Raw genomic sequence first — 13,573 nt, forward strand, 5'->3', positions numbered from 1 at the left:
TACGGAGAACAGCCACCTCTGAGATGATAACAATGGATCCACTTGAAAAAATCTTTGGAAAAACCGCACAGATGACCGTCCTTAAAAATCTGATCGGGCACCAGAACGAATCGACTTACCTATCAGGGATAGCAGAAGAGACCGGTCTGTCTCACTCCAGTGTCTCAAGAGTCATTACCCCGCTAATAGAGTCGGGTATTGTCATAGAAAAACCTCTTGGAAAGCAGATCCGAACCTTTCAGCTGAATATGGAAAGCGACGCGACAAGGCTGATCATAGATTTTTACAATAAAATTAACCAGATGCTGGAATAAGCCTTAAAGCGAGTTCCCGAATGCGTAAGTTAGGGACAGGGCAATCTTACTGTCCCCTTTTTTAATTTTTACATGAATAGTGTTGACTTTACGATCCTGACAAAAACCATAATTATAAGAACCGTGTTTCCAGACTGGGTTCCAGTTTGAGCCCTCTCTGGACAGTTATTATTTAAGGCTTTCGATATATTCGTTTGCAGCCGTGGCTGCGATTGCTCCATCCCTCACCGCTGCTACAAGCTGCCAGATAGGAGTGTCGCGGCAGTCCCCTGCAGCATAAATTCCCGTCTCTGAGGTTTCCATCCAGCGGTTGGTCTTGATGAAGCCTTCATTATTCTTTTCCACACTAACTAATTCAGTATTCGGGTGGATGCCCACATAGATAAAAACACCATTCGTAGAAAGCTCCCGTGATTCTTTGCTGTTGAGATCTTGCAGGATAACTTTTTCTACCTTTTTAATCCCTTCACCGCTCCCGACTATTTCCAGGACAAGAGTATTGAGGATGAACTCAATGTTTGGAGTTGCAGCCGCCCGGTCCTGAAGGACTTTTGCAGCCCTCAAACGGTCCCGCCTGTGGACAAGATATACCTTCTGGGCAACTTTTGAAAGAAGAAGAGCATCTGCAACTGCAGAGTTACCACCTCCCACAACAACTACAGTTTTGTTTTTGAAAAAAGGCCCATCGCAGATTGCGCAGTAGGAGACTCCTTTGCTGATAAGTTCCTTCTCGCCGGGCACGTTCAGATACTTTGGATTTGCGCCTGTGGCAATGATTAAAGCTTTTGCTTCCAGGTCCCCGCTGTCCGTTGAGACTATTTTTTTTGCCCCTTCGGTCCGGGCCGAGATAACTTCAGTAATCCTGGTCTTAACCCCGGCTTCCTGAGCATGTGTTCGATATTTTTCCATCAGTTCAAGTCCGGAAATTGCCGGAAAGCCGGGATAGTTTTCTACAATATCTGCCATGGAGATCTGGCCGCTGATCTCGCTCTTTTCAAGAATGAGAGTTTCAAGCCCGAAACGCACAGCGTAAATTCCCGCTGCAAGCCCTGCAGGCCCCCCTCCTATAATTATCAGGTCGTACATACTTTCCTCCCATAAACAGAAAATGAATTCAAAAAATAAAGTTTTAACGCGCCTTCAAGTAATGCGGGCTATAGCATCTATTTTTTTAGGAAGACCCGTAAAAGCAGGTTCCCCATCAATAAGAGTTGTAGGGACACCGGCTATGCCGTACTTATCAATAAGAGCCTGACCCTCCGGAGTCTCTACATCAATTTCCTCGTACTCGAAATCGTATTCCGATTGAAGGTCTTTCCAGAACCTGCGTGTTGCCGGACATGCCGTACACCAGCTGGCATGAATAAGCGTAACCTTTACCATAAAAATCCATCTCCAAAAACTGCTATTGTAACCCTTATTTCTGTCATTAATTTATAAATATTAATACGTTGAGAGTATCCGTAAATCCAAAAATAGATTCACAGATTCCCTGGATAAGCCTGCGGCGCCAAAAGCTTTAAACCAATAAGCTCCTAAAGCGGGGTATGCTCACATTTATAGGGCTTGGCCTTTTTGACGAATACGATATTTCCTTAAAAGGACTTGAGGCTGTCCGGGAAGCTGACCTTGTATACGCTGAGTTCTATACTTCCTGCCTCATGGGAACAAACCCTGAAAAAATGGAACAGCTCTACGGAAAGAAAGTCCATTTACTCTCAAGGGAAGACGTGGAACAGCAACCTGATTGGCTGGATGAAGCAAAAGACAAAAATGTTGCCTTCCTCACAGGTGGGGATACAATGGTCTCCACAACTCACGTTGACCTGCGCCTCAGAGCCGAAAAGCTAGGGATAGAAACCCGCCTGGTTCATGGAGCATCAATCGCCTCAGCCGTCTCAGGGCTTACCGGGCTTCAGAACTACCGCTTCGGAAAATCCGCAAGTATCCCATACCCCTACGAAAGCCGGCGAGGAGCCAGGGTAATTTCGGAAACTCCTTATGATACCATAAAACAAAACTCTGAACTTGGCCTCCATACCCTTGTCTTTCTGGATATTGATAAAGATAAGGGATATATGACCGTTAACCTTGCTCTTGAACTCCTGCTTGAGGTTGAGGCAAAAAGGAGAGAAAGTGTAATGGACAGGGCTGTTGCTGTAGGAATCGCAAGGGCAGGTTCGGAGAAGCCCGTGGTAAAAGCGGACTACGCAGAAAACCTGAAGGGTTTTGATTTTGGAAAGCCTCTTCATATCCTGGTAGTTCCCGGAAAACTGCATTTCCTTGAAGCTGAAGCCCTGGTGAACCTTGCAGCCGGCCCCGAGGAAATAATGGAAGAGATGGAATAAGATCAAATAAAAAACCGATAAAATAAAAACTGCAAAAAGGACTCCCTGGTGGTCAAGATGCCTGCCGATTTGAATGAAAAGGTCAACCGATATGAGGATATGTTAAAAAGAGCACTGCAGAAGGCAAAGTATGCTCCAATCCCTGATTCTCATATGCATGCAGTAGCAGTGGATTACTACACAATGGCAGAAGCCTACTATAAAGATGGAATCTACTTTCTTGAGAACGGGGACCCTGTAAATGCCCTGGCTTCCTTCAGCTATGGGCACGCCTGGCTTGATGCCGGAGCAAAACTCGGGGTCTTTGCTGTGGACGACGAGACTCTTTTCACGATATAAGAAACCTGAAAGAACAGGACTTGAATAAAAAAATTGGAATATAGTATAGGAATATAGTAACCCTTACATATATACAGGAATAGAAGGTAAGGAATCCTGTAAAAGAAAACCCGAAGGTTAAAAAGTTAATAACTAAAAAACAAACGCTAATAACTGAAAGCTGAAAAATAAAAGCTGAAAAATTAAAGAATAATAAAATATAATAAGTTGAAACTTATAGCTGAAAGTTGAGAATTTAAAAGCTTAAACTGAAAAACCATATCATAAGTAAAGTTTATAAATACAAACGCTTATTCGAAGCCAAAACAATTAATATCCTTTACTCTATTCTTTAGATTTTGTAATACTTTTCCCCACTCCGGGAATATTCTTAAAAACTTATACTAAATAACTACGGTGGATAATTATGAAGAACTTTCATGTGGTACTTGAAGCAGCTTGGTTGGTTAGAGATGTAAAAACGGCTGATGATGCAATAGGGGTTGCGATTTCTGAAGCTGGAAAACGCCTGAACCCCAAACTGGATTTTGTAGAGGTTGATGTGGGAACTACGTCATGCCCGGCATGCGATGAGCCTTTCAGCAGTGTTTTCATAGCGGCAAATACCGCTCTTGTAGGACTGGTTTTTGAAATGAAGGTTTTTGATGCCGAATCTGCGGAACATGCAGAAAGGATCGCAAAATCCGTCATCGGGAAGTCCCTCCGCGACATTCCTTTAACAGTTGTCGAAGTAACGGAATTCGAACGGTCAAACGATAAAAGCGAACCGCAGCAGAAAGGTAAGGCAAATAAATAAACAGATTTCCTTCCCTTAACCTGTTGAAAATGCCGGGGCAGAGGAAGGCGTACCTTTACGGTTTTTTCGTACCGGTACGGCTTCTTATAAGACAGCTTTTCTATAGCCAGGGTTTAAATACCCCGGGCTAAAAAAAGAAGCACCTGTCACGGCATAAATTAATAAATCAGTAATTTTATCTTTTCCTGAGTTTTTACTTTACTTAACTTTCAAGAATATATTTTAATTCCACAAACTCCCGGGCCCCTCCCATACCCATAAAAAAAGAGGATACTGCATGGACAGAGTAATTTCCGTAGTGGGGCATATCGCCCTTGATTACATTGTAGATGTTGAAAAAATAGCAGGACTAAACGAGTCTTCCCCTGTAATTGACTATGAAGAATATCCTGGTGGTGGGGCTGCAAATATTGCAGTTGCCATTGCAAAGCTGGGAGGAAAAAGCCAGCTGATATCTCCTGTAGGTATGGATTTCTCAAGCTCGGGATATGAGAAGCTTCTTAAGGAAGCATGTGTTGACCTATCCCGCCTTTACAGTATTGAAGACCTGAAGCTTTCCAAGGCTTTCATTTTCACGGATCGGGAAGACAACCAGACCACCTATTTTTACTGGGGAGCGTCCTCAAAATTCAAAGAGCTTGAGCCCGAACCTGCAGATTTTGTCCACCTGGCAACAGCAGACTGCGTCTACAATGCAAAGATAGCGCAGATTGCCGGCTTTGTCTCCTTTGACCCGGGACAGGACCTGGTGACTTACTCAAAAGAAAAACTCGAGACAATCCTTGCCCACACTGATATTCTCTTTGCAAACAAGCACGAAATCAGGCGAGTTTCAGAGATGACCGGAAAAACCTTTTCCGAGCTCAGGGCTATGATTGATGTTATTGTTGTTACATACGATTCAGAAGGCAGCAAAATTTACACAGACAACGATGAATGGGCAATTCCTGTAGTTTCCGTAAAGGCTGTAGACCCTACCGGAGCAGGAGATGCTTACAGGGCGGGTTTTCTGCTGGCGTACACCAGGGGGTATTCCCTTCCCACATGCGGAAAAATAGGGTCAACTGTAGCTTCCTTTGCCGTGCAGACCCGGGGCTGCCAGACCGGCCTTCCAACCTGGGAAGAGATGAGATCTCGCTACGAAGCCAGCTTCGGAAAACTGGACGCAGAGAGCTGAGGTCGCAAAAAATCCGTGGGACGCGGGCTGAAATGGGAAATACATATAAAATGTTATATAAATAACTCCCGAACTATAATCCGCGAATTATAACCTGGAAGTACGAAAAAACGGAATTACAGAAGAGGATGCAGATGAAAATAGCAGCACTGATTTCTGGTGGCAAGGACTCGGTCTTTGCCATCCACAAAGCCCTTGAAGAGGGACACGAGGTAACCCACCTCATCAGTATTATCCCCGCAAGGGATGACTCCTACATGTACCACTCAATCAACCTCCATATGGTAGAACTGATCTCTGCTGCCAGTGAAATCCCGTTGATCCAGCAGCAGTCCAGCGGAATTAAGGAACTGGAACTGGACGACCTTACTCTTGCTCTGAAGAAGGTAAACGTGGATGGTGTGTCTGTAGGCGCTATTGAGTCGCAGTACCAGGCAAGCAGGGTACAGAAGATCTGCGATTCCCTCGGGCTTAAAGTCTATGCCCCTCTCTGGCACAGGGACCCTGAAGAACTCCTGTATGAGATGGCAAAAGTTCTCGATATCAGGATCGTCAGAGTTGCAGCCAATGGAATGGACCAGTCCTGGCTTGGCCGCCCTATTAATGTGAACTCAATCGAAAACCTCAAAGCCCTGAACCGCAGGTACATGGTCCATATGGCAGGGGAGGGCGGAGAATACGAAACCGTAGTCCTTGATGCTCCTTTCTTCAAAAAACGCATCGAAATTGTAAAAAGTGAAGTTGAATGGGAAGGCGATGCCGGCTCCTTAAAGATCCTGGATGCAAGACTGGTCGATAAGAACTGATTTTTCATAACTGGCAGAAGCCCGAAAAAATATAGGTACTGCAAGAATATCCTGAAACCTCGCAGTATATGCGCATTTTTATATAACATAAGAGATATTTATTGTGTAAGGCATCTGAGAAAAAAATATTTTCTCGCTGTAAACCTCAACCAGCTTTTTTATCCCCCATACCCCCACACTTCCAATACTCAGATGCCCTATCCCCCAATACAATTTACTGATAATTCTATACACATTTTCCACTCTGATTTTTCTCTTCATATCCTGTCTTCTCTTTGGAATGAAAGGACTGTGATTTGAAAAGTACTTTCATTTCTTTGTGCCTGTTATTTGAAGAATTTCATGTTTGTTTTTACTCAAAAAGATCACCTCCGTAAAGGTGGAAGACCCAAACATGATTACATATGGGAATATATGAAAAAATATGAAAACTGGTTTAGGGAATTTAACTCCCGCAGTGAACAAATTAAAACCAGTATTCATAAAATTATTAGGGGGTTTCGATTAAATCCAGAATTCTCAGAGCAAGGTGTGCACCGTTTGCTCCGTTGTCAATCCCTACACTTCCCACAGGTACTCCAGGAGGCATCTGGGCTATGGAGAGAAGAGCATCAAGCCCGCCAAGTTTTGCGCTTACAGGTACACCTATTACAGGTTTTTTTGTCCTGGAAGCCACAACTCCGGGAAGGGCTGCCGATAGGCCTGCTATTGTGATAAAGACTTTTGCGTCTGTACCTGAAACATAACTATCAAGCTCATCAGGGTTTCGGTGGGCAGAGATAACCATTACTTCGTAAGTGTATTTGCTCTTTTCAAGTACAGAAACCGCGCGGTTGGCGATTGATCTGTCGGACTCAGAGCCCATAATCAGTGAAATGTCGACCATTTTTTACTCCTTTGAGGCAAGTCAGGGCAGGCTTCCCTTTCCACTTAATTCGTTCTGGCGTTCGATACTCATCCTGATAAGAATTTCGTAAATTTCCTTTACCGATCCTAAATCAAGGTTGAGCTCGGTTGCAATGTTTAATGCCCTGTTTATTACAACCTCGTTTTGCTTACGGTCATTTATGGAGGTTCCATTTATTCTTTTTGATTCAAGCACTTTCTCAGCAAGGTTAACTCTTCTATCAATGAGGAAAAGGATTTCCCTGTCAATCTCCTCGATTTCTTTGCGGACAGCTTCAAGTTCACTCAAGAGGACCTCTCCCTGTTAAAGGATATCGCATCTCTGTTATTTATACTGGTCTCTATGACCTTTCCTTCCATACCGCAGCTTTCCCAGGCAGATTTAAGCTCTTTTACCTGCTCGGCCTTTACCAGTGCTGCGTAGGAAGGGCCGGTTCCGGAAAGGCTAACTCCTTTTACTCCGCACTCCAGAGCCCTGAGCATGTATTCCGTATCAAAACCAAGGGCTCCGCAGTAAAGAAAACCATTAAGTGTCATTGCGCGCTCATATTCCCCTTCAAGGGCAAGCCCGTATGCCATTTCTACATAAGGTGCAATCAGCCGGGAACGTTTCACATTTGTGTCCGCACTGAAAGCCTTTTTTATCGGGGTAAATATCAGGACTTTTGAATCGGCTTCTTCGCGCCTGATAAGTTCCATATTTCGGTTATCAGTGACAACAATCCCACCTAAAAAGGAGGCACAGGCATCATCAAAAGCTCCTGTTACCGTAACTCCCACTTCTTTTGCAGCCCTTACCCCCAATTTTATGATCTCAAGAGGAGGCAGGATCTCACCAACTGCACGGAGAGTTGCAAGGACTGAAGCGTTTGCTGCGGCACTGCTGCTCTTGAGCCCTCCTGCAAGAGGAATTTCACTTCCTGTCCTTATCGTACCTTCAAGGTCAAGCCCGAATCGCTCAAGGACGAGTTCTACACAGCGTTCTATAAGGCGAGTGTCTCCTTCAGGCATCTCTTCAATTGAGCCAAAAATGCCAGATTTACCCTCTGAGAGTTCCACCTTTGCAAAGGTTTTTAAGTCTATCCCGAACGCTGCACCTTTCCATGTCGCTATGGCGTTTATTATGGTTCCAGCCCCGAAAGCGCAGGCACGCCCTTCAAGTGTCATCACGTCCAGAATGCTCTGATCTTTAATATTTTTTACCTCTCTTCAGAGCAGAAAGTGAGGTAAACTTAAATACAGGGTTCAGGATTTTATTTGCCAAAAAGGAAGACGCCCCCAAATATACATAGTGAAGCCAAATTATATATATTGCATATTTATCTAAACACTAATAAATACTATAAATATGGAGTGAGCATCATCTAACTTCCAGGCCTGGCCTGAGCAACCGAAAATGGGGAATCCACATAGAGACCAGAAAAGTACAGCAGACAGGCGGATCCACTTATATTATTTCTCTCCCTAAACAGTGGGCCGAAAAGGTAGGAATCGAAACGGGGATGAGAGTATCCATTCAGGCTCAGCCAGACGGAAAACTGTTGATTGACCCTATTCTGGAAGGACACACGATAAAAACGAAAAGGATCGATGTTACAGGCTATGAGGCAAAAGCTCTGGAAAGGGATATCATTGCTGCATACCTCTATGGTTATGACAGGATGGAGTTTACCTCAAAAAGAATACTTGCCGAGCAGAAACAGGTCATCCGGAAGGTGTGTTACAAGCTCATAGGCCCTGAAATCATTGAGGAAAGCTCAAACTGCGTGGTCATTCAGGACCTTCTTAACCCCAATGAACTCCATATCAAAAAAGGTATACACAGGATGTTCCTGATTACAGGCTCCATGCAAAAAGATGCCATACGAGCCCTCAAAACTGTTGACCATGACCTTGCTCTTGATGTAAGCCAGAGGGATGACGAGGTCGACAGGTTGTGTCTTCTGATTTCCAAACAGTTCCGTTCCGTGCTTTGCGGAGGAAGAATGCCCGATTCCTCGGAAACAAGTATCGAGGAATATCATGATTTCAGAATGGCGGCAAGCCCTATCGAAAGAATAGCAGACCATTCACAGAGGATTGCAAACGTTGCCTCAAAAATGCAGGAGCCATTCAGGGAAGACGTGATGGAAGTCATAGAGGATCTCAGCAACACCTACATGGGACTTGTTAAGCAGGCAGTAGATGCCCTCTATAATGCTGACACCTCTCTTGCGAACCAGGTAATAGACAGTATAGACGGGATGAGCTCGCGTGTAACGGACCTGCATGCGCATATTCTCAAACTTGAGTCCCATGAAATCATGATCTCCCTGGGGATGATCGTAGACAGTCTCTCAAGAATAGGAGACCTTGGTTCTAACATAGCCGAGATCGCCATAAATTCCGCGATAAGGGACAAATAAGGGAGCAAATAAAAATCATTTATATTTTTAAGATATGATGAATAAAAATAGGAAAAAATATAAAGGAAAGTACAGAACATCAGTACAAACATAAAAATTAAATAGAAAATGAAAAGAGTTACAGATGGGCTGAAAAGGTTCATTATAAAAAAGTTTTTTATAAAAAATATCAGGGAATCAGGCGATAAGAAGTAATTTATTTATATTCTGGTGTTATTTCACGGAGGCACTTTCTATTTTTCACATAGAAAGAATGCAATGTTTGCTATTTATCCCAGGTATATCGGAAGGGAGATGTCAGTATCTCCAATTAATCTGATTTCCGCAGCTTAACAAATGGAAATTATTTATATGCATGGATCACTTTAATGAAAAGGTCACGAAAACACCAGTAAACCCATAAAGGAAAGCAATCCGAGAAATCCTTTGGTGTTATGCTTTTCCCAATGGAGGGAAGCCATGAATATGATAAAACGATTTAAGGTAAGCTTTTCAAAAGTGTTTAACAAACTGTTCAAGAAAAAAGGAGCATGCATAGGCATCTACGGCCCCCCCAATGCCGGCAAGACCACCCTTAGCAACCGCATTCTCAGGGACTGGGTCGGAGGCGAGGAAACCATGGGCTCGGTTTCACATATTGCTCACGAAACCAGGCATGCAAAAAGAAGAAACGCAGTCACTATCGAAACTAACGGGCATACTATCAGCCTTGATATTGTGGACACTCCCGGGCTTGCGACAAAGATCGACTTCCATGATTTCATGGAACAGGGAATGAGTGACTCAGAATCAAAGAAAAGGTCAAAAGAAGCGACAGAAGGTGTAATTGAAGCTGTCAAATGGCTGGATGACCTTGACGGAGTCATACTGGTAATGGATTCCACCGAAAATCCTTATACGCAGGTAAACGTAACCGTTATAGGGAATATGGAAGCCAGAAACCTACCGCTTCTTATTGTAGCAAACAAAGTAGACCTTCCTGAAGCCGATCCCGGAGTCATAAAGGAAGCCTTTCCTCAACACCCTATGGTACCTGTTTCGGCGCTTGACGGGGTGGGAATGGATTCATTCTACGAAGCTCTGGCCAAACAGTTCGGGTGATCAAAATGCAGGGAATCCAACTTGATCTGATATCCGAAGCCAGGATTTCTCAAATGGCTTCGATGGAAAAAGTTCGATACATAATCGATGAGGTGCGGAAAGGTAAAATCCTTGTGCTTGAAAAGGGTCTCAACCCTATGGAGGAAGCAAAACTAATTGAGATGACAATGTCAGCAATTCAGCCGGATGTGTTTTCAGGAATAGAGATGCAAAGCTACCCTGCAAACACGGACGTTTCCCTGCTGGGAAAATTTTTCAAAAAACAGAGTAACAAGAGACTTACAGTCATAGGGCCCGCAAACCAGCTCAAAACTCTTAAAAAGGATAGGAATCTGATCAGTGCACTTGTCTCTGCAAGTAAATAAACGAAGTGGAAACAATGTGTGCCCAGAAGACTCAAGACCTGGAAGCAAAAATATTCCCTCCCCAGTCTCTAGGTTCCTTTGAGATGGGCAGGAACGACGTTAACGTAGTCTGTACCTATGGGAAAATTGCAGTATGGTTCGGACGAAAGGTTCCTGATTATATCATAGCGCAGGTACTCATAGGAATCTCAAAGGTAGACCCTTCTACAGTTCACGAGTTTGAGATTATCTGTGACTTTGATGAGATCACGGAGTATGAAAGCAAAGGGTACATACTGGTGTCCTATGGTAAAACAGCCGGCGGCTATCGTGTAAACTACAGTATTCCGTTTTCCAACAAAAAAGCCCTCTTCCATCTATCCAGGTTCGTACTTGAAGAACTCCATAAAGGAGAGGTACGTAAGGACTTCTACTGGAATGGGAATGACTGCGATATCCAGCGGCTCTACAAGGAATTCAGAAATAATATTGACAACTGGGAATTAAAAGCTATTAATTATAAGACTGAGCCGCAAACAAACCGTTAAAGTTCCGGCGCAGAACTGGATGAAAAGAAGCTTCCAGAGATTTATCCTGAAATCCTTACCAATAAGTTTAAGAAAACGAAAAAAGGTTATCTGGAAGGGATTTCAGGAATTATAATCTCAATAGTTCTAGTGTTTACAGTCGTAGTCTCAGGAACTCCGCCAGTTTTGAGATTATTATTCAGTTATCCGGTAGAATTAAGTAAATAAAAAGTTAAGCAATTATTATTATTATTATTATTATTATTATTATTATTATTACTTTATTGAGAACTCAACTCAATACTTTTTGGAGAACTTATATGAAAAAAGATCAGGTAAAAGACTGCGAAGATGTAATCTCATCAATGGAATTTATCGTGGAAAACATCAACGAGGTGATTAAGCTGCTTGACCGCGAAGCTATAATATGCATGCTTCAGAAGATCCTGGGAGGGGAAAGGGTCTTTTTAATGGGAGCAGGGCGGTCCGGGCTTGTTGCCAAAGCTTTTGCAATGAGGCTAATGCATCTCGGGTTCACTGTGTACGTTGTAGGAGAGACCACGACCCCCGCTGTCCGTCCACAGGATGTTGTGATTGCCATTTCGGGGTCCGGAGAAACCCGTTCCATAGCAGACCTGGGAAAAATAGTAAAGGATATTGGCTCAACCCTCATAACTGTCACCTCCAAAAAGGAGTCCACACTCGGCAAAATCTCTGATATTGCCATGATCCTTCCGAGCAAGACCAAAAATGATCATGATGTAGGCGGCTCCCTTGAAAAAAGCATGAGAGGAGATTACAAGAATTCACCTCCGCTGGGAACTGCTTTTGAAATCATCTCACTTGTTTTCCTGGACTCATTAATTGCCCAGTTGATAACGCTTACAGGTGCTTCGGAAGCAGAACTCAAATCCAGGCACACAAATATCGAATAATGGATTGAGCATTGAATAATGGCTTTAAAATAACCGTTAAAATAACCGGGAACCGGAATAGTGGGTAACTTAAGAAAAAGCAGGATTTTAAAGGATATAATTTGTAGGGATATAAGGAGGGCGCAACTTGAAGGAAATTAAGTTTTCAGAAAACGTATCCAGAATAGATACATCCGGAATCAGAAAGATTTTCGAAGCTGCAGGCTCAGATGCCATCAACCTCGGATTAGGGCAGCCTGACTTCGATACTCCCGAACACATAAAAGCCGCAGCAATCAAAGCCATAAATGAAGGTTTTACAGGCTACACCGTAGGTTCCGGAATCCCTGAACTGAGGGAAGCCCTGAGCCATAAATTCCAGGAGGAAAATGGGTTTTCGGTTTCTCCTCAGGAAATAATTGTAACCTCGGGAGCATCTGAAGCCCTTACCATTGCACTTGCAGCCCTCCTCAATACGGGAGATGAGGTCCTTATCTCAAATCCCGGATTTGTGTCCTACAATGCCCTGACGGAGATCATGAACGGAAAGGTGGTAAGCGTCCCCCTTGCAGAAGACCTTACTATGAAGCCGGAATCAGTTCTTGAGAGAATTACCCCTAAGACAAAAGCCATTATCCTTAATTCCCCTTCCAACCCAACAGGCGCTGTCTCAAGCAGGGCAGATATCAAAGCTCTTGCCGAGATTGCAGACGACCACAACATAACAATCATTTCTGACGAGGTCTACGAGTACTTCATCTATGAAGGCGAACACGTAAGCCCTGCCAGTTATTCGGATAATGTGGTCACTGTAAATGCAACCTCAAAAAGCTATGCTATGACAGGCTGGAGGCTCGGGTACCTGGCAGGCAGAAAAGAGTACATAGCCCAGATGCTTAAAGTGCACCAGTATATACAGGCGTGTGCAAACTCAGTCGCTCAGAAGGCTGCCTATGCCGCAGTGACCGGGCCAAAAGACTCTGTCAATGTCATGCGTGAAGAGTTCCGGAAACGCAGGGACGTGCTTGTAAAAGGGCTCAACGACCTGGGGATGGAATGTGCTCTTCCGAAAGGGGCTTTCTATGCCTTCCCTAAAGTCTCAAACTCCGCAGAGGTCGCCTCAAAACTGATCTCAAATGGCGTTGTCGTTGTCCCGGGAACAGCCTTCGGAAGCGCGGGCGATGGTTACATAAGGATTTCCTATGCAGCTTCAATGAAAGATATTGAAAAATCCCTGAGCATAATGGAAAAAGTGCTCTGAGACTTTTTTAATGAGAAAGATCTTTTTATTTCTCTTTTCGATTCATTTTTCCAATTCCTTTTCATTTCTCTTTTCTCTTCCTTTTGCTCAACTTTTCCTTTTCTTTGCTCCTCTATTTTTATTCAGTTCCCTGTTTATGGGAAAACACCGTTTACTTTGGGAGTATTTATATTGAGGCATCCAGATACCTTGATATCAAGAAAAGAGCTTTTTGCAATTATTTCACTGTCAGCTAATCGATATTATTTTACAATGAGCTTTTTTCAACCAGTGATATTTCCAAAAACATTCCTGCGCATTGGAGGTATTCACTGAAAGCCGTCTGTATCAAAAAA

General features: G+C 43.6%; 18 protein-coding genes. 12 read left to right on the top strand and 6 right to left on the bottom strand.

Features of this window, described 5'->3' with window-relative positions:
* Positions 1–32: 32 nt before the first annotated feature.
* On the top strand, positions 33–314 hold the full coding sequence (locus EO98_RS08620; RefSeq protein WP_048066210.1) for a helix-turn-helix domain-containing protein: 282 nt from the start codon (positions 33–35) through the stop codon (positions 312–314).
* A gap of 168 nt (positions 315–482) precedes the next feature.
* Here the strand turns inward: EO98_RS08620 and trxB are convergent, their stop codons facing one another.
* Both trxB and EO98_RS08630 read right to left on the bottom strand, forming a co-directional pair.
* Complete coding sequence (trxB, locus tag EO98_RS08625) at positions 483–1,400, bottom strand: thioredoxin-disulfide reductase (protein WP_048141149.1); 918 nt, start codon at positions 1,398–1,400, stop codon at positions 483–485.
* A gap of 54 nt (positions 1,401–1,454) precedes the next feature.
* Positions 1,455–1,697, bottom strand: a complete 243-nt coding sequence (locus EO98_RS08630; protein ID WP_048141151.1) for a thioredoxin family protein — start codon at positions 1,695–1,697, stop codon at positions 1,455–1,457.
* Positions 1,698–1,861: 164 nt separating this feature from the next.
* Between EO98_RS08630 and dph5 the strand changes: the two genes are divergently transcribed.
* From dph5 to EO98_RS08655, 5 genes are all read left to right on the top strand, one after another.
* Entirely contained in the window at positions 1,862–2,662 is an 801-nt protein-coding gene (dph5, locus tag EO98_RS08635) for a diphthine synthase (protein WP_048141153.1), read from the top strand.
* 57 nt (positions 2,663–2,719) lie between these two features.
* The gene (locus EO98_RS08640) at positions 2,720–3,001 is read left to right on the top strand and encodes a DUF357 domain-containing protein (RefSeq protein ID WP_048133755.1); all 282 of its coding nucleotides are present in this window, start codon (positions 2,720–2,722) and stop codon (positions 2,999–3,001) included.
* A gap of 406 nt (positions 3,002–3,407) precedes the next feature.
* The gene (locus tag EO98_RS08645; RefSeq protein ID WP_048133753.1) at positions 3,408–3,797 is read left to right on the top strand and encodes a DUF555 domain-containing protein; all 390 of its coding nucleotides are present in this window, start codon (positions 3,408–3,410) and stop codon (positions 3,795–3,797) included.
* Between the two features lie 277 nt (positions 3,798–4,074).
* Entirely contained in the window at positions 4,075–4,974 is a 900-nt protein-coding gene (locus EO98_RS08650; RefSeq protein WP_048141155.1) for a carbohydrate kinase family protein, read from the top strand.
* A gap of 134 nt (positions 4,975–5,108) precedes the next feature.
* Positions 5,109–5,780 (top strand): diphthine--ammonia ligase, encoded by a 672-nt coding sequence (locus EO98_RS08655; protein ID WP_048133750.1) that lies wholly within the window; start codon positions 5,109–5,111, stop codon positions 5,778–5,780.
* A gap of 78 nt (positions 5,781–5,858) precedes the next feature.
* Here the strand turns inward: EO98_RS08655 and EO98_RS08660 are convergent, their stop codons facing one another.
* The 4 genes from EO98_RS08660 to EO98_RS08675 form a co-directional block, all read right to left on the bottom strand.
* Entirely contained in the window at positions 5,859–6,041 is a 183-nt protein-coding gene (locus EO98_RS08660) for a hypothetical protein (RefSeq protein WP_048141157.1), read from the bottom strand.
* A 229-nt stretch (positions 6,042–6,270) separates the two neighbouring features.
* Complete coding sequence (locus tag EO98_RS08665; protein WP_048133747.1) at positions 6,271–6,666, bottom strand: AIR carboxylase family protein; 396 nt, start codon at positions 6,664–6,666, stop codon at positions 6,271–6,273.
* Between the two features lie 21 nt (positions 6,667–6,687).
* On the bottom strand, positions 6,688–6,975 hold the full coding sequence (locus tag EO98_RS08670) for a chorismate mutase (protein WP_048141159.1): 288 nt from the start codon (positions 6,973–6,975) through the stop codon (positions 6,688–6,690).
* Positions 6,972–7,853 (bottom strand): shikimate kinase, encoded by an 882-nt coding sequence (locus EO98_RS08675; protein ID WP_048141161.1) that lies wholly within the window; start codon positions 7,851–7,853, stop codon positions 6,972–6,974. The genes EO98_RS08670 and EO98_RS08675 overlap by 4 nt, the downstream gene beginning before the upstream one ends.
* A gap of 242 nt (positions 7,854–8,095) precedes the next feature.
* Between EO98_RS08675 and EO98_RS08680 the strand changes: the two genes are divergently transcribed.
* From EO98_RS08680 to EO98_RS08705, 6 genes are all read left to right on the top strand, one after another.
* Entirely contained in the window at positions 8,096–9,091 is a 996-nt protein-coding gene (locus tag EO98_RS08680) for a phosphate uptake regulator PhoU (RefSeq protein ID WP_082098534.1), read from the top strand.
* Positions 9,092–9,550: 459 nt separating this feature from the next.
* Positions 9,551–10,192 (top strand): Era-like GTP-binding protein, encoded by a 642-nt coding sequence (locus EO98_RS08685; RefSeq protein ID WP_048141165.1) that lies wholly within the window; start codon positions 9,551–9,553, stop codon positions 10,190–10,192.
* A 5-nt stretch (positions 10,193–10,197) separates the two neighbouring features.
* Complete coding sequence (locus EO98_RS08690) at positions 10,198–10,557, top strand: DUF2073 domain-containing protein (RefSeq protein WP_048133813.1); 360 nt, start codon at positions 10,198–10,200, stop codon at positions 10,555–10,557.
* 14 nt (positions 10,558–10,571) lie between these two features.
* Positions 10,572–11,084, top strand: a complete 513-nt coding sequence (locus EO98_RS08695; protein ID WP_048141168.1) for a hypothetical protein — start codon at positions 10,572–10,574, stop codon at positions 11,082–11,084.
* A 299-nt stretch (positions 11,085–11,383) separates the two neighbouring features.
* On the top strand, positions 11,384–11,998 hold the full coding sequence (hxlB, locus tag EO98_RS08700; protein WP_048141169.1) for a 6-phospho-3-hexuloisomerase: 615 nt from the start codon (positions 11,384–11,386) through the stop codon (positions 11,996–11,998).
* A gap of 127 nt (positions 11,999–12,125) precedes the next feature.
* A complete protein-coding gene (locus EO98_RS08705) occupies positions 12,126–13,238 on the top strand; it encodes a pyridoxal phosphate-dependent aminotransferase (protein ID WP_048141171.1) in 1,113 nt (370 codons plus the stop codon).
* Positions 13,239–13,573: the final 335 nt, after the last annotated feature.

The sequence above is a fragment of the Methanosarcina sp. 2.H.T.1A.6 genome (assembly GCF_000979455.1).
Taxonomy (GTDB): domain Archaea; phylum Halobacteriota; class Methanosarcinia; order Methanosarcinales; family Methanosarcinaceae; genus Methanosarcina.